We start from the raw sequence: 15210 nt of genomic DNA on the forward strand, positions 1-15210 counted from the left end.
ATTCCATGAGTTCTCCTCTAGGGCTACTTCCTACCCAAGTAGAACGACAAAATAGCCTCTAGTATTCCGCAAGCCAAACAATTACCCTGCCACAAGAATGCGTGACAGGGCAATTGAATAACGTTCGAGACTAGATTTGCGGGAGCAAGACTGCGTCAAAGAAAGTTGCCAGATCGGTGCGAGCATCTAATGGCAAAACATTAGCTACATACTGATCTGGACGCACGATTACAATCGCACCGTTCCGCGAGATCTCACGCTGCTCGTAGATATCGTTACCGTCGAGCACGGCATAGACCTTTTCGTAGTCCATCAGTCCAAACGTGCCGTGGTTCGGGCGGAACACCTTCGGTGCGTCGTTGTGGTTGAAAGTGGTGTAGTCCTGCTGGTAAACGACCTTTACGTCGAAAAGCGAGTCAATGTCAGCGTCAGCCGGGGTGTATTTAACAACTGGCGACTCTGGCGATTCAAGTAACCACTTCGATAATTCGCTCACCTTAGATTCAGCGCCCGCTACAGACTGATCTGCGAAGACATAGATTCGGTAACGTCCGTCGGCACGGTGGTGGTGGCCCAAATGCACCGGATTATTGTCACCTAGACGCATGACCTCGGCGGACTTAAAGCGCTTGCCAATCGGGAAGCCCTTGGCCAAATGCTGGTGGTCCTTGGAACCGGTCAACTCAGACGGGGCGTATTCGGTCATGAAGCCTGCTGGGAATTCAGCGGTGCGCACGTAGAATTCCGCGACACCTTCCTTGCCTTCGAGATCTTCAGGCATTGCGGCCATCAGCGAGGACCACTGCTTATCAAAGTCGATCAGGTTCTTTGCGATGACCTGACGTTCCGCCGAGTAGGTGCGCAGCAGGCTTTCGGGCCCACATCCGGACAGGACGTAGCCGATCTTCCAGGCCAGGTTAAAACCGTCCTGCATGGAAACGTTCATTCCCTGACCGGCCTTGGCCGAGTGCGTATGGCAAGCATCGCCGGTAATGAAGACGCGTGGCTCGCGGGTGCCAATTTCCTCGACCGGCACATCGTCGAAACGGTCGGTCAGACGGTGGCCCACTTCGTAGACGCTGTGCCAGACAACGTTTTTCACGTCCAGCGTGTAGGGACGCAGGATTGCCTGGGCGTGCTCGATGATCTCTTCCAGCGGAGTTTCGCGGACCTTGCCGTTGTCATCTTCGGGAACTTCGCCCAGATCAACGTAGAGGCGGAAGAGCTGTCCGCCTTCACGCGGGATCAGCAGGATTGAGCCAGCATTAGAGTGGATGGCGCTTTTGGTGCGCACGTCGGGGAAGTCGGTCAGTCCGAGGGTGTCCATGACGCCCCATGCGTGGTTGGCCTTGTCCCCGGTGAGCTTGGCGCCGATGGAGCGGCGCACATTGCTTCGGGCTCCGTCGGAGCCGACGACGTATTTCGCGCGGACGACGCGCTCGATGCCGCTGTTATTCTCGCCGCATCCGACCAAGGTGACCTTAACCGGATATTCTGCACCGTCTTCGACTTCCAGTACTTTGAAGTCCCATCCGTAGTCCGGGGTGATTCGTGCCGGTGAGTTCGCGGCGAACTCGGCGAAGTAGTCGATAACTCGCGCCTGGTTGACCACCAGGTGCGGGAATTCGCTGACGCCGCTGGGATCATCAGCGGTGCGGTCGGTGCGGATAATGTTTTCCGGGTTCTGCGGATCAGGATTCCAGAAGGTGGTTTCCTTGATGATGTAGGCCTCAGCTGTGATGTGCTCGGCGAACCCGAAGGCCTGGAAGGTTTCGACGGTGCGCGACTGGATGCCGTCGGCCTGACCAATCTGAAGTCTGCCCGGGCGGCGGTCGATGATCCGGGTGTGAACGTCGGGGAACTGCGAAAGCTGGGCAGCAGTGATGATACCGGCTGGGCCTGCGCCAACAATCAACACGTCCATCACGTCAGGCAGTTCCTCGGGACGGCTTAGGCCGGTTCCGGCAGCTGGTTGGACCCGCGGATCCGCGGAAACATATCAATTGTGGTGAAACTGCACAGCTTCATCCTCACTTCTCTGTGAAACGCTTAGACTCAAAATTCATGTGTTCGATAATAGAACATCAGATTCGCATATCGCACACTAACTATAAGTGCATTGTGAACACCGACACAAGCCCGCATTGTTTGTGTCTCATCTTTTCCGAAGTCAGCATCCCAAAATCAAATAAATAGCACCACGGTGACTCTCAATGTTGTCCCAGGAGAAAGGCATATGCCTGCGCGTGTGCATCACTGATGCTTGTCAGCCCGTGGTCACTACACCGCCAGCGCTTACCGTGAGCCGTTAAACATGAGAGTGCTCCATGAGGTTCTGTTGCCAACGCCGATGGTGAGTTACCTTGATTACGGTTCAGGCATAATCCGTCAACGCGTCCTCCACCCGTTCCACCAGCTCCGGCGATAGAAGGTTTGTTGGTTCGTCTAATAGCAGCAGATCCGCACCGCTGGATAAGGCGACGGCCAATTCCAGCTTTCGCGGTTGACCTGCCGAGAGGCTTCGTGGGTGCCGAGTGAAATCCTGCGGTTCAAAAAGCCCCAGCTGCGCTAAACGCAGCTATGCGTGAGGCAGGTATGCGTCAGTTGCCAAGGCAAAAGATTCCACCAAACTGTCCCCTGGGAGGATTCGCAATTCCTGTCGAAGCCATCGCACACTCAGTTCCGGTGCGTAAAAAGTTATTCCGCCGTCCACCGCTGGCTCTCCGGCAAGTACCCTCCATAAGGTAGTTTTTCCGGCAGCGTTTGCTCCTGAAACCAGCCACCGTTCACCCACCCGAATAGTCAACTTGTTTATGCACGGTTTGGGAGAGTGCAACCGTGCCTAATTCTGTGCCGAGTTGTGCTGCGTGGACGGGTACAGAAACTCCTGGTGGCTCCATGCATATTTGGTGCCGAAGCTTCGTGCCGATAGAAGTGTTGAGGATAACCGGTGAACCAGCGTCATGGTTGCAGTGGAAGGACGAGATCTTCATTTGACGCAAGCGCGGACCTAGCGCCGAAAGCACATCGGCCCGTGTTCTTAACTGTGTGATCAGAGGTCGATCTGCCCCGCGATGGCCACGTGAGTTGCGCCGCCAACCCAGACCTTGCCGTCGGCGACGGAAATTTCGAGACGGCCACGTCGATCCATCGCAGTTCCCTGCCGAACCGAGTACGGTGCCCGAGCACGATCGGTATCCAGCATCCATGCGGCGGCTGCCGCGTTGAAACTTCCCGTCACCGGATCCTCCCGCATGTCGAAGCCGTCTTCGGTGAAGAAGGTGCGCACTTCAAAGTCCTCCCCGGTCGGACTCTCCCCCGGCTCCAAGGCGCCGATGACACCGATATTCCAATTCCCTGGATGGCCGGCAGCGTTGGGGGCCAGCTCCAAGACCGTTGCCGCGTCGGCGAGCTGCAGCCCTACCCAACCCGGGCCGTTGTCCATCCACTGGGCGGCGAGCACGCTATCGGCGGCGACGCCCAGGATCTCGATGACCTGGGCCAGGTAGCCGGGTTCAACGTCGCCGGTGCGGGTAGCGGGAGGAGAGACGAAACTGAGCAGGTCTTCCTCGATTCGGATCGGCACGAGACCGGCCTCGCATTCGGCAATAATCAGTCCCTGTTGGCGAGGCACACCGCCCTGGTCCAGCCACGCACGTGCGGTTCCCAACATGGGGTGTCCAGCAAATGGAAGCTCGGTGCTCAGGCTGAAAATTCGGAAACGATAGTCGGCTTGCCCCGTGGAGGGCGGGTAGACAAAGGTGCACTCCGACAAATTTGACCACACCGAATAATCGCGCAGGTCATCGTCGCTCAATCCCATCGCGTCCAGAACGACGCCTACCGGATTGCCCTTATAGTGCTGTACGCCGAAAACATCGACCTGTCGAAAATTGCGCAGCATGAGTTGAGACCTTTCACCCGAGTATAAAAAATAGTAGCGAAAGCGGTACTCACCTGCGAATCGACATGACAAAACCCCGGCGAAAACGAATTTTTCGCCGGGGTTTTGAACTGGTCGGGCTAGCGGGATTTGAACCCACGGCCTCCTGACCCCCAGTCAGGCGCGCTACCAAGCTGCGCCATAGCCCGATGCTCTCGCAGCCGTTATCCCTGCGCCCGAAGGCGAGGGTGCCGTCTACGAAAAGCTCCTTAATTACCCTACCTCAAACGAGGTGTAATTTTCGAACCGTTACCGATTACGGCTACGACGCTCACGAATGCGCATCGAAACTTCGATCGGAGTACCCTCAAAACCGAAGGTTTCACGCAGACGTCGCGCGATGAAACGGCGGTAGCCTGGATCCAAGAATCCGGAGGTGAAGAGCACGAACTTCGGCGGACGCGAAGACGCCTGGGTACCGAACAGGATGCGTGGCTGCTTACCACCGCGTACCGGGTGAGGGTGCGCCGCGACGAGCTCGCCAAGAAACGCGTTGAGCTTGCCAGTTGGAATGCGCTTATCCCACGAATCCAGCGAGGTGTGTAGAGCGGCAACGATCTTGTCCTTGTGCCAGCCGGTCAACGCCGACATGTTCACACGCGGCGCCCACTCGATGTGGGCCAGATCGCGCTCAATTTCCTGTTCCAGGACGTAGCGACGATCTTCGTCGACTTCATCCCACTTGTTGAACACGAGCACCAGCGCGCGGCCGGCTTCGATGGTCAGCTGGATGATGCGTACGTCCTGCTCGGAGACGGTCTCATTCGCGGCCAACAGCACTACTGCGACTTCAGCCTTTTCCAAGGCGGTCTGGGTTCGTAGCGACGCGTAGTAATCCGAGCCCTGAGCCATGTGCTGACGGCGGCGGATACCTGCGGTATCTACGAAGCGCCATACCTCGCCACCGAGTTCCAGAAGCTCATCGACCGGGTCGCGGGTGGTGCCGGCATAGTCGTCAACAACCACGCGCTCGGAGCCTGCAAGCTTGTTCAGCAGCGAGCTCTTACCCACGTTTGGTCGGCCGATCAGCGCGATACGGCGCGGACCACCGGAAGGAATCATTCCACCGAAGGCCGAATGTGCGGGAAGTTTTTCCATCACCGCGTCCAACAAGTCCGCGGTACCGCGGCCGTGTAGTGCGGAAACTGGCCATGGCTGACCAAAGCCCAGACCCCACAGCGAGGCTGCTTCGGCTTCTTGGTTAAAATCATCAACCTTGTTGGCGACCAGGAAGACTGGCTTGCGCTTCTTGCGCAGCATCTTCACTACGGCCTCGTCGGTCGCGGTAGCGCCCACATGTGAGTCGACTACAAAAAGGATTGCATCGGCTACGTCTGCAGCGATTTCAGCCTGCTCGGCAACCGAAGCGTGGATGCCCTTTGCGTCGTGCTCCCAACCACCGGTGTCCACCACGGTGAACGGGCGGCCCAGCCACTCGGCAGAGTAGGAAACACGGTCACGGGTGACACCCGGAACGTCTTCCACTACTGCTTCGCGGCGACCGAGGATGCGGTTGACCAGCGTTGATTTGCCCACGTTGGGGCGGCCGATGATGGCCAGCACCGGTGGGATGATGACGTCTGCATCATCTTCGGAGTCGTCGTCCAGGCCGGAGAGCAGCGCGGCGTCTTCGGCGTCCAGATCGTAGTCATCGAGTCCGGAGAGCAGAGCTCGAGTACGGATTTCCGCGTCTTCCTCGCTCAGTTCGGCTAGGCGCTCGGCGATATCGTCGTCTACGACGGGGATGTATTCCCCATCGTGGGAGTTGTTGTGGTCGCTCATGATATTCCCTTCAAGGCGATAGGTCCTGCCCAAGGTGGCGGGCGGAACGTGAATCTTCATCGGCTCTCGCCGAGGATGGGCGCCGGTTAAGGCTTAGTTAGTACTACTTTTTCGCAGCCGTGTTGATTGCGTCAAGCACGGCGTTGATGGTCTGCTCAAAATCCAGGTCCGAGGAGTCAACCGTAATCACTCCATCGGCGGCCTGGGTAAAGTTCACAACCGTCGAATCTTTCTTATCGCGTTCAAGCACCTGGGATGCAAGCGCGCTAGCGTCCTGAGTTCCGCCAAGCTGGATTCCGCGGCGGCGCAGGCGCGCCTCTTCGGAAGCAGTCAGCAGGATTCGGGCATTTGCATCGGGGGCGACAACGGTGGTGATATCGCGACCCTCGGCGACAATGCGCACGTTGGTTGCGATGATTTCACGTTGTCGGCGGACCAGCTCAGCACGCGCTTCCAGATTGGTTGCCACCGCAGAAACCTGCTCTGAGATGCGTGGTTCACGAATTGCGTCGGTCACCACGGTATCGCCGATCACCACATGTTCGTGATCCGGATCTACCGAGATTTCCAGCTTTGCTTCGCGCACCGCGGTAGCTATCGCGGCAGCATCGGACAGGTCAGTTCCCGCGTCGAGCACCGAGTAGGTGATCGCCCGGTACATTGCTCCGGTGTCCAGGTAGGCAGCGCCTAGTGCGCGGGCCACTGCCTTGGAAACCGAGGACTTGCCAGAACCACTTGGTCCGTCAATGGCGATGACAAGGTTCGTTGGGTTAGCTGCGTGCGTCACTGGGCTACTTTCCATCCGTTGTTCGTCAATACGTTGATCAGTTCATCGCGCCGTCCGGGCAATACCGACACGTCCACCAGTCCTACCTGGTGTCCGGCGGAATGCTCCATGCGCATATCTTCAAGGTTGATACCTGCCTCGCCGATATCCGCCACGAGTGCCGCGATCTGCCCGGGTTTGTCATCAACGACGACGGTAACCAGTGCGAAAGCTTGCGGTGGGGCACCGTGCTTGCCCGGAATTCGGGCCTGCCCGGCGTTGCCCTCGCTCATCAATTGCGACAAATCCAGTAAGGCGCCATGGCCCGTTGGATTGTTCAACGTATTGATCAGCCGGTCCAGATCTTCTTTCATACCCGAAAGGATCGGGATCAACGCTTTCGCGTTATGTGAGAAAATCTGGATCCACAACTTTTCATCGCTTGCAGCGATGCGCGTCATGTCACGCAGTCCGTTGCCGGCCAAACCCAACTGGTGGGCTTGAGCGTTTAACAAACGCGAAGCGATCATCGAGCTGGCAGCCTGTGGAAAGTGGCTGGTCAGCGCGACCGATTCGTCGTGGTCGGTGACGTCCATGCGGTGCAAGGTCGCCCCCAGATCGATGGCCAATGCCTCGGCGGTTTTCACGCTCGCGGCGGAGGCCAACTGGTGCGCGCAGATCACCCATGGCATCGAGGTAAACAACGCGCCACGCGCGGCGGCCGGACCTGATTTCTCCCGTCCTGCCATCGGGTGTGTACCCACATAGCGGGCACGATCTGCGTCGCTGAGACGCACATCGGCATTCACCGCGTCAAGGATTGAACCCTTCACGCTGGCGATGTCGACCACCGTCGAATTCGGGTACTTTAGCAACGATTCGGCCACCAGTGTCGCGGTGACATCTGGCGGAGCGCCGATGACCACCAGTTCCGGGGCGACTCGCGCCTCGGAATCCAGCGGTTGGCCAGCGCCGATGTCATGAGCCACAGCTTGTGCGGTCGGCGAAATGTCCTGCAGGTAAACTGCTACGCCCTTAGCGCGCAGCCCCAGACCCACCGAGGTGCCCAGTAGTCCGGTGCCAATCACCAGCACTGGGCCGGCAAGGTGAGAAGTGGGCATAGGTTACATCCCCACCATGGACATCAGGTGTCCGACTTCCTGGTTACCCAGAGGTCGGATGACGCCTTGCTTCTGATCGCCGAGCTGGATCGGACCGATACCTACGCGCACGAGGCGCTCTACAGGGTGTCCGACTGCATCGAACATACGACGTACGATGCGGTTGCGACCCGAGTGCAGGGTCACCTCAACCATCACGGACTTCGGCGTGGTGTCGATTACTTTAAGATCGTCAACCTTGATCCAGCCGTCTTCCAAGCGGACGCCTTCGCGCAGGGCGTTGCTCGCGGCGCGCGAAATTGGGCCAGGAACCTGTACCAGGTAAGTTTTTGGAACCTCATACTTCGGGTGCTGCAGGCGGTTGGCCAGTTCCCCGTCGTTGGTCAGGATCAGCAGACCCTCGGTCTTGTAGTCCAGGCGGCCCACATGGAAGAGGCGCAGCTGAGCATGCTCGTGACGGAAGTAATCGGCGATGGTACGACGACCCTCAGGATCATCCATCGTGCACATCACGTGCTTTGGCTTGTTAAAAACGAAGTACTTGTTTGTCTGGTTCAGCTGCAAACGCATGCCGTCGACGTGGATGGAATCCTTGGTCGGATCCACGCGGGCGCCGAGTTCAACAATGAGCTTGCCGTTGACCTCAACGCGGCCCTCGGTGATCATTTCTTCACAGACGCGCCGTGAAGCGACTCCGGCGTTAGCCATGGCCTTCTGCAGACGAACGCCGTCCTGGCTATCGGTGCGGTTTGCCTGGTTTTCGACGCGAGCCTGGGCCCGAGCACGCTGGGTTGGGCGGGCATAGTTTGACTGCACCGAGTTACCGAAACGTTCCTTACCAAAGGCCGCCTCGGAGTTCTTTCCAAATGCTGAGGAGCTGGACTTGTCACGGCTTGCGCCTGGTCGACCGGAACGATCGCCCTGCTTATTGCCAAAGGACTTGCCACCTTCGGAACGGTTACCGTAAGGCTTGTTACCCTCGGAACGATTGCCGTAAGGCTTATCGCCGTAGGACTTACCACCCTCGGAGCGATTGCCGTATGGCTTATCGCCGTAGGACTTACCACCCTCGGAACGGTTACCGTATGGCTTATCGCCGTAGGACTTACCACCCTCGGAACGGTTACCGTATGGCTTATCGCCGTAGGACTTACCACCCTCGGAGCGATTGCCGTATGGCTTATCGCCGTAGGACTTACCACCCTCGGAGCGATTGCCGTATGGCTTATCGCCGTAGGACTTACCACCCTCGGAACGGTTGCCGTAAGGCTTACCACCCTCGGAGCGATTGCCGTATGGCTTATCGCCGTAGGACTTACCACCCTCGGAACGGTTACCGTATGGCTTATCGCCGTAGGACTTACCACCCTCGGAACGGTTACCGTATGGCTTATCGCCGTAGGACTTACCACCCTCGGAGCGATTACCGTATGGCTTATCGCCGTAGGACTTGTTGCCAGCGGATTTGCCGCCGAAGCTCTTGGGGCCACGCGAGTTGCGCGGTGCCGAGGAACCCTTGTTCATGGTTCGTAATTCCTTTGTCTGTTAAGTATCGCGGGCGCACCGCTTAAAAAGCGGAACGCATCTGGTGTCCGGTCGACATCCGTTTCATACGCGGATGCCTAGTCGTCGTAGGTTGCCGAATCGAGCGATTCAAGGTCGGCTACCCCGGGAAGATAAGGAGAAAGCGCCGGAAGGTCTTCCAACGCACTCAATCCCAGTCGTTCCAAGAAATACTCGGTTGTTTGGTACAGCGTCGCTCCGCCGTCGCCAATCTCCGGGTGTTCCGTGATCAACCCACGAGTCAGTAGCGTGCGCACTACAGAATCGACGTTGACACCTCGAATCGCCGAAATACGTCCACGCGAGACCGGCTGTCGGTAAGCGATGACAGCCAGAGTTTCTAGGGCGGCCTGTGAAAGGCGTGCTGTTTGCCCGTCGAGTACATAACTGGAGACGAAATCGGCGTAATCGGTCCGCGTGTAAAAGCGCCAGCCAGAGGCGACACGGCGCAGTTCAAATCCGCGCGGACGATCTTTACCATCATACTCGGTCGCGAGTTCTTCCAAAGTGGTGGCGATCCGGGCTATTGGAAGGTCGAAGATTTGGGCCAAACGTGCCGTAGATACGGGAGAATCGGCGACCATCAGCACCGCTTCAAGACCCGATTTGAGCCCTCCAGGCAGCTCGTCGATGGGTGCAATCTCACTCATGATCCCGCTCACCTGCGCTCCCCTCGTACTGATCCTGTACCTCGTGCACATCAAAGTCGCTCTCGCCTGCCAGAGAAACCTCTAGCCGTCCCAGCGGACTCTCCTGCGCAAACACGATTACCTTCTGTCTGAACATCTCCAACAATGCCAGAAAACGCACCACGACGACTAGCTGCTCATTGGTATCTGCGATCAACGCAACAAAATCCAAGGTGCCATGCTCGGTGAGCATGGCGGTCATCGTTGCCGCTTCCTCGCCAATGGTGACATTTGCACCGTGCAAGTGCGCCAATCCCACTTCGGTCACCGGTTCTGGTTTGGGCGCCAGTGCAGAAGCCGCAAGCTGCGCAAACTTCTCCGGTCCAATGTTGAATATCAGGTCCGGAAGCAGCGCTGCGAACTGCGGTTCCAGCGAAACCTCGCGTGGGTGGCGAGAGGATTCCTCGTGATACCGCTCGCCCAAAAATTGAGCCGCATGCTTGAACGCCTTGTATTGCAAGAGCCGAGCAAAAAGCAGGTCTCGCTCTTCAAGCAGTTCGAAGTCATCGGCATCGGCCATCTCCCCGCGCGGAAGCAGTCGAGATGCTTTAAGATCCAGCAAGGTGGAGGCAACAACCAAAAATTCGGTGGTTTCATCCAGCAGCTTCAGCCCGTCTCCGGTGCCTTGAAGCGCCTTCAAGTACGCGATGAACTCGTCGGTGACCTCGGCTAGGGCCACCTCGGTAATGTCCATTTCACGCTGGGTGATCAGGTGCAGTAAGACATCGAAGGGGCCGTTAAAATTCTCTAGTGCAAGGCGAAAACCGCCAGCCGTCTCATCCGTGGATGAATCGGTGGCGGTTTTTTCTGCGGCCTGCGCGCTCATTACGGGGCGCCACCGCGGAAGATCAGTTCCTTAGCCAAGTTGCGGTATGCCTCGGCGCCAGGGTGGTTACCGGCGTAGGTAGTAATTGGTTCTGCCGCCACGTTGGCATCGGCAAACTTGATGGTTCGCTTGATGACGGTTTCGAAAAGTTTGTCCCCGAAGGCTTCCTCTAGACGGGACATCACTTCGCGGCTGTGCAGGGTTCGAGCGTCGTACATGGTGGCTACCACGCCGTCGACCTCCAAAACCTGATTCAGTCGGTCCTTGACCTTGTCAATGGTTTCCATCAGTAGCGCCACAGCTCGCAGCGCGAAGAACTCCGCGGTCAGCGGGATAATCACGCCATGTGCGGCGGTTAGCGCGTTGACCGTCAGCAAGCCCAGCGATGGCTGGCAGTCGATAAGCACCACGTCGTAGTCGTCGATCACGTTGCGCAGTGCACGTTCCAGCGCCTGCTCGCGGGCTACCTCGTTGACCAGTTGAACCTCGGCGGCTGACAAATCGATATTGGCTGGCAACAGATCGATATTCTCGACGTCGGTGGTTCGGATCGCATCGGTGATCTGAACTTTACGATCCATGAGCACGTTGTAAACGGTCATATCCAGCTCGTGCGGGTTCATACCGAAACCGGCAGATAACGCGCCCTGTGGGTCAAAATCAACCAATAGCACCTTGCGACCGTACTCGGCGAGCGCCGCGGCGAGGTTGATGGTGGAGGTGGTTTTACCCACGCCACCCTTCTGGTTGACCATCGCGATCACGCGCGCCGGCCCGTGCGAAGGCAGGGGCTGCGGGGTCGGGAACTCGGTTAGCGGTTTACCTGTGGGGCCCAACGGACGAGGTTCCTTGAGCATTCCTGTGCCACGCTGCTTGCTTCCCTGCTGTTCGCTCACGATGGGTGAACCACGCTTCCCGTTCGGATCGGACGATGTACTTGATTTAAGGTTAACGGTTCGGCGTAATAATTCTTGTGTATAGGGCCGTTATACGGCGAGCCTTTACCTTGAACCTTAACTCAAATGTTGTAAGGGAGCTGGGCGTACTCTCGTGGTGCCAACGAATGAAGGATCCGCGAGGAATTCGCGGCCTCCGCGCCGATTCGACGATGCTCCCCCATGAACCGCTCGGCGGATCTCTGTGCCACTTTTGGTAACCATTCACACTACATCGAACGAAGCTCGTCGATGGCAGAACACCTGCCACAGGACGCTATATTCGATAAACGGCTGAGGGAAACGCTAGCGGTGGATTCCGCTCCCCGGTTCCCCAGCTGACCGTATCAAGCATTTGAAGGAATCATGAGCAATGCACAGCAGATAACGGTCGAACAGCTTGAGCACGCATTGTCCTCGGTCGCACGGCTCATTTTGGGGAATGAGCCCGCGCAATTCTCGGCACCCACCCCGTGCACGGATTGGACTTTGCATGATTTGGTGGCGCATCCGGTGGGCATGAACCTCGTCTTCGCCGCATTTATGACCGAGCAGTCGCCACCGCAGCGTACGACTGACGTCCTAGACGATGATCTGCTCGCTGCTTACCTCGATTCCTCTGCCCGGCTGCTCGCCACCTTCGAGCATCCCTGAGCGCTTAAACGAAGCTTTCAGAGCCCACTGGGTGCAGCCACCGGTCAGGAGCTGTTGCAGATTCGAATGTACGATCTGCTCGCACTTAGCTGGGATCTTGCCATAGCCACCGGCCAGCAACTAGAGCCGTAAGAAGCCATGGCAGAACAAGCCTTGCAGTTCGTTCAGCTTCAGCTCGCGGACCAGTCCAGAAACGGGCGCTTAGCCCCTACCCAGGCCATCGCGGATGATGCGCCCGCGATCGAAGAGCTCGTTGCATTCCTTGGCCGTCGCGTCGGAGAAATTCCAAGCTCGTAGTTGAGGAAACCGGTCTGCTCAAAAAGCTTGCAGCAGTCCAACTGCCGTGGTCGACTGGAACACAACATGCCGAACCCAGCAACAAAGGACAGGGCCATGATCAAAGGAATACTTGCCAATTGCACGGTAACCGATCTAGCGCGTGCCGAAGAGTGGTACACCATCTTGTTCGGGCGCAAACCGGATCAACGGCCCATGCCAGGCCTGCTTGAATGGCACCTAGGCAGAGGCTACGGCGTGCAAGTCTGGTCTGAACCTGACCGCGCCGGCAACTCAACCATTGTGCTCGACGAGTCCGACCTCGATGCCCAGGCCGCCCGGCTGCTCGAGGTCGGAATTGCGCATCAGGGTCCGCAATTAGGTGGGGGTGCGCATATCCTACAGTTGGCGGATCCCGATGGAAATCGCGTCGTGCTCGCCGGAGCACTAGTTATTCCGCTGCCCTAAACTCCGCGGGAGGACAGGCAACTTACCCCAGTCGAGCTAACCCGATAATCTCAGAGAGGCAGAGCAGCGAGAAAATCAGTGCAGCGTGGATCGAATTTTTATTTCAAGGTTCAACTACTTCATAGTAATGTCTGCGCTTGAAACACTGATGGAATGAGAAAATCACTCGCACCCATCGCTCTTGCGCTCACCGTAATGCTCGTCGGATGCTCCAATACACCTACGGCTACCGATCAACCCGCGGAGAAAACCAACGCACAAGTCGTACAGGAAGCGAAACCGGCGGACCTGACTGGGCACTGGAAACAGGTAAACTCCCAAAGCGACGATGCCTTCCAAAGTGCCACCGTCACCGATGACACGATCACCATAGATTGGGTGACCAATAATGGTGATACAAAGTCCGTGTATTGGGTTGGCACTTTTAAATCTCCTACCGAAGCTGCGGAGTCGTACGTCTGGACTTCGAAACGGGATAAAGGAGCTACCGATAGCGCGTTGCTGGCTTCGACTTCGGACAATAAAGAATTCACATTCAGCGACGAACAGATCAGCTACGAAGCCGGCATTATGGGCACCACTACAACGGTTCGCCTTGCCAAGGACTAGTTCTAGGAGCTGACCCCAAGATTGGTTCGCCATGGCGTCCCAACTGAGCCTAGGAAAACGTCAGCTACGCAATGCCGGCGATTGCCTTGTGTGCGGTCCTTGCCAATGGGCCAAGCCAATGACCGTTAGATCGACCTAGTTTCCCAACATAAACACGAAAGTCCGCGGACCCTCCAGTGGAGGAACCGCGGACTTTTGATTTTTAGAGTGCGCCTAAATTAGTGGGCGTCTGGATCCATCGACTGCTCGTCGAACGGACGCTCGCCGGACAGCACGGCACGGGCCTGCTCCATATCGATCTCCTTGGTCCACTTGCCAATTAGCAAGGTGGCCACGGCGTTGCCGGTGAAGTTGGTCAGCGCACGAGCCTCGGACATGAACTTATCGATACCCACGATAACGCCCATACCGCCGAGCAGTTCCGGACGGTGAGCCTGCAGGCCGGCTGCCAGGGTTGCCAGGCCGGCACCGGTGACACCGGCAGCCCCCTTGGAAGCGATGATCATGAACAGCAACAGGCCGATCTGTTGGCCGAGGTTCATCGGCATGTTCATAGCGGTGGAAACGAACAGCGCCGACATGGTCAGGTAGATGGCGGTGCCATCAAGGTTGAACGAGTAACCGGTTGGCACGGTGATGCCCACCACTGGCTTGGAGACGCCGGCGTGCTCCATCTTCGCGATCAGGCGTGGCAGCGCCGACTCGGACGAAGAGGTAGAGAAGATCAGCAGGTATTCGCGGGCCAGGTACTTCAGCAACGCGAAGATGTTCAGCCCGGTCACCAGGCGCAGCATGGTTCCGAGAATGACCACGATAAATACTGCACAGGTAGCGTAGAAGGCGCCCATCAGAATCGCCATGGAACCGATGGCTGCCCAACCGGTGGCGCCAACCACTGCGGCGATGGCACCGAAAGCGCCAATCGGCGCGATCCACATGATCATCATCATGATTCGGAAAACAACCTGCTGAATGCTCTTGACGGCGTTCAGCACCGGCTCGCCGGACTTGCCCATCGATTGCAAAGCGAAACCGACGATCAGCGCGAGGACCAGGGTTGGCAAGACCGGCAGATCGCCGGGGATCAGTTCAAGCAGGAACGCGACGGTGGCGTTTTCTTCACCTGCGCCACCTGCTTCGTAAGGCTTGAGCTCAAGGCCTTCACCCGGGTGGATCAAGTTACCCACCAGCAGGCCGATGGCCAGGGCGAAGGTAGACATCGTCATGAAGTACAGCAGCGCCAAGCCGCCCACCTTGCCGACCGTAGCCGCTTTGGCAATCGAGCCAATGCCAAGGACAATGGTGCAGAAGATCACCGGGGCGATGATCATCTTGATCAGCGCGACGAAGCCGGTGCCCAGCGGCTTAAGCGCCTTGCCGAGTTCGGGGAAGATCAGGCCAACGGCCGCGCCGAGGATCACCGCGGCGATCACCATGATGTATAGCCAGTGAGTGCGGTCTTTTTTCTTGACCGGCGTCTGCGACTCCGGGTTCTGCGGGACTTGTTCTGTGACAGCCATGGTGAATCCAGCCTTCATATGCCGAGGGGCCAGCTGGACTGCATTGTCAGGCTGGCGC

13 protein-coding genes, 1 tRNA gene and 2 pseudogenes are annotated in these 15210 nt (G+C 57.8%); 4 read left to right on the forward strand and 12 right to left on the reverse strand.

Annotated features, from left to right (window positions below):
- Window positions 1–130: 130 nt before the first annotated feature.
- The 11 genes and pseudogenes from IEX04_RS14625 to IEX04_RS14680 form a co-directional block, all read right to left on the reverse strand.
- A pseudogene (locus IEX04_RS14625) lies at window positions 131–2020 on the reverse strand (FAD-binding monooxygenase).
- Between the two features lie 354 nt (window positions 2021–2374).
- Window positions 2375–2836 (reverse strand): annotated as a pseudogene (locus IEX04_RS19160) (ATP-binding cassette domain-containing protein).
- Window positions 2837–3052: 216 nt separating this feature from the next.
- Window positions 3053–3904: a PhzF family protein gene (locus tag IEX04_RS14640; RefSeq protein ID WP_188686639.1), complete on the reverse strand. Its 852-nt coding sequence runs from the start codon at window positions 3902–3904 to the stop codon at window positions 3053–3055.
- Between the two features lie 111 nt (window positions 3905–4015).
- Window positions 4016–4092: transfer RNA gene (locus IEX04_RS14645), tRNA-Pro, on the reverse strand.
- Window positions 4093–4192: 100 nt separating this feature from the next.
- A complete protein-coding gene (gene der, locus IEX04_RS14650; RefSeq protein WP_096257598.1) occupies window positions 4193–5725 on the reverse strand; it encodes a ribosome biogenesis GTPase Der in 1533 nt (510 codons plus the stop codon).
- Between the two features lie 103 nt (window positions 5726–5828).
- The gene (gene cmk, locus IEX04_RS14655) at window positions 5829–6527 is read right to left on the reverse strand and encodes a (d)CMP kinase (protein ID WP_096257596.1); all 699 of its coding nucleotides are present in this window, start codon (window positions 6525–6527) and stop codon (window positions 5829–5831) included.
- On the reverse strand, window positions 6509–7612 hold the full coding sequence (locus IEX04_RS14660; protein ID WP_096257594.1) for a prephenate dehydrogenase: 1104 nt from the start codon (window positions 7610–7612) through the stop codon (window positions 6509–6511). Before IEX04_RS14660 ends, cmk begins: the two co-directional genes overlap by 19 nt.
- A 3-nt stretch (window positions 7613–7615) precedes the next feature.
- The gene (locus IEX04_RS14665; protein WP_229677170.1) at window positions 7616–9136 is read right to left on the reverse strand and encodes a pseudouridine synthase; all 1521 of its coding nucleotides are present in this window, start codon (window positions 9134–9136) and stop codon (window positions 7616–7618) included.
- 98 nt (window positions 9137–9234) lie between these two features.
- Window positions 9235–9825, reverse strand: a complete 591-nt coding sequence (gene scpB, locus IEX04_RS14670) for an SMC-Scp complex subunit ScpB (protein WP_096257590.1) — start codon at window positions 9823–9825, stop codon at window positions 9235–9237.
- On the reverse strand, window positions 9818–10690 hold the full coding sequence (locus IEX04_RS14675) for a segregation and condensation protein A (RefSeq protein ID WP_096257588.1): 873 nt from the start codon (window positions 10688–10690) through the stop codon (window positions 9818–9820). Before IEX04_RS14675 ends, scpB begins: the two co-directional genes overlap by 8 nt.
- Window positions 10690–11547: a ParA family protein gene (locus tag IEX04_RS14680; protein ID WP_170947937.1), complete on the reverse strand. Its 858-nt coding sequence runs from the start codon at window positions 11545–11547 to the stop codon at window positions 10690–10692. The genes IEX04_RS14675 and IEX04_RS14680 overlap by 1 nt, the downstream gene beginning before the upstream one ends.
- Window positions 11548–11991: 444 nt before the next feature.
- Here IEX04_RS14680 and IEX04_RS14685 point away from each other — a divergent pair, with 444 nt between their 5' ends.
- The 4 genes from IEX04_RS14685 (at window position 11992) to IEX04_RS14700 (ending at window position 13632) form a co-directional block, all read left to right on the forward strand.
- Window positions 11992–12279 (forward strand): maleylpyruvate isomerase N-terminal domain-containing protein, encoded by a 288-nt coding sequence (locus IEX04_RS14685; RefSeq protein ID WP_188686641.1) that lies wholly within the window; start codon window positions 11992–11994, stop codon window positions 12277–12279.
- Between the two features lie 138 nt (window positions 12280–12417).
- On the forward strand, window positions 12418–12576 hold the full coding sequence (locus tag IEX04_RS14690) for a hypothetical protein (protein ID WP_170947928.1): 159 nt from the start codon (window positions 12418–12420) through the stop codon (window positions 12574–12576).
- Between the two features lie 96 nt (window positions 12577–12672).
- Window positions 12673–13023 carry a VOC family protein gene (locus tag IEX04_RS14695; protein ID WP_188686643.1) on the forward strand — a complete coding sequence of 117 codons (351 nt, stop codon included), beginning with the start codon at window positions 12673–12675 and terminating at the stop codon, window positions 13021–13023.
- Between the two features lie 153 nt (window positions 13024–13176).
- Window positions 13177–13632, forward strand: coding sequence for a hypothetical protein (locus IEX04_RS14700; RefSeq protein ID WP_096257581.1), 456 nt, complete (start codon window positions 13177–13179; stop codon window positions 13630–13632).
- 218 nt (window positions 13633–13850) lie between these two features.
- Here the strand turns inward: IEX04_RS14700 and IEX04_RS14705 are convergent, their stop codons facing one another.
- Window positions 13851–15152, reverse strand: a complete 1302-nt coding sequence (locus tag IEX04_RS14705) for a cation:dicarboxylate symporter family transporter (RefSeq protein ID WP_188686646.1) — start codon at window positions 15150–15152, stop codon at window positions 13851–13853.
- Between the last annotated feature and the right edge of the window lie 58 nt (window positions 15153–15210).

It is taken from the genome of Glutamicibacter ardleyensis (assembly GCF_014644555.1).
Taxonomy (GTDB): Bacteria; Actinomycetota; Actinomycetes; order Actinomycetales; family Micrococcaceae; genus Glutamicibacter; species Glutamicibacter bergerei.

Bases quoted from the DNA above. Each gene is read 5' to 3' on its own strand.
- IEX04_RS14675 (WP_096257588.1), bottom strand. From the start codon at position 10,690: ATGAGCGCGCAGGCCGCAGAAAAAACCGCCACCGATTCATCCACGGAT.
- IEX04_RS14685 (WP_188686641.1), top strand. From the start codon at position 11,992: ATGAGCAATGCACAGCAGATAACGGTCGAACAGCTTGAGCACGCATTG.
- IEX04_RS14680 (WP_170947937.1), bottom strand. From the start codon at position 11,547: ATGCTCAAGGAACCTCGTCCGTTGGGCCCCACAGGTAAACCGCTAACC.
- scpB (WP_096257590.1), bottom strand. From the start codon at position 9,825: ATGAGTGAGATTGCACCCATCGACGAGCTGCCTGGAGGGCTCAAATCG.
- IEX04_RS14695 (WP_188686643.1), top strand. From the start codon at position 12,673: ATGATCAAAGGAATACTTGCCAATTGCACGGTAACCGATCTAGCGCGT.
- cmk (WP_096257596.1), bottom strand. From the start codon at position 6,527: ATGGAAAGTAGCCCAGTGACGCACGCAGCTAACCCAACGAACCTTGTC.
- der (WP_096257598.1), bottom strand. From the start codon at position 5,725: ATGAGCGACCACAACAACTCCCACGATGGGGAATACATCCCCGTCGTA.
- IEX04_RS14690 (WP_170947928.1), top strand. From the start codon at position 12,418: ATGGCAGAACAAGCCTTGCAGTTCGTTCAGCTTCAGCTCGCGGACCAG.
- IEX04_RS14665 (WP_229677170.1), bottom strand. From the start codon at position 9,136: ATGAACAAGGGTTCCTCGGCACCGCGCAACTCGCGTGGCCCCAAGAGC.
- IEX04_RS14700 (WP_096257581.1), top strand. From the start codon at position 13,177: ATGAGAAAATCACTCGCACCCATCGCTCTTGCGCTCACCGTAATGCTC.
- IEX04_RS14660 (WP_096257594.1), bottom strand. From the start codon at position 7,612: ATGCCCACTTCTCACCTTGCCGGCCCAGTGCTGGTGATTGGCACCGGA.
- IEX04_RS14705 (WP_188686646.1), bottom strand. From the start codon at position 15,152: ATGGCTGTCACAGAACAAGTCCCGCAGAACCCGGAGTCGCAGACGCCG.
- IEX04_RS14640 (WP_188686639.1), bottom strand. From the start codon at position 3,904: ATGCTGCGCAATTTTCGACAGGTCGATGTTTTCGGCGTACAGCACTAT.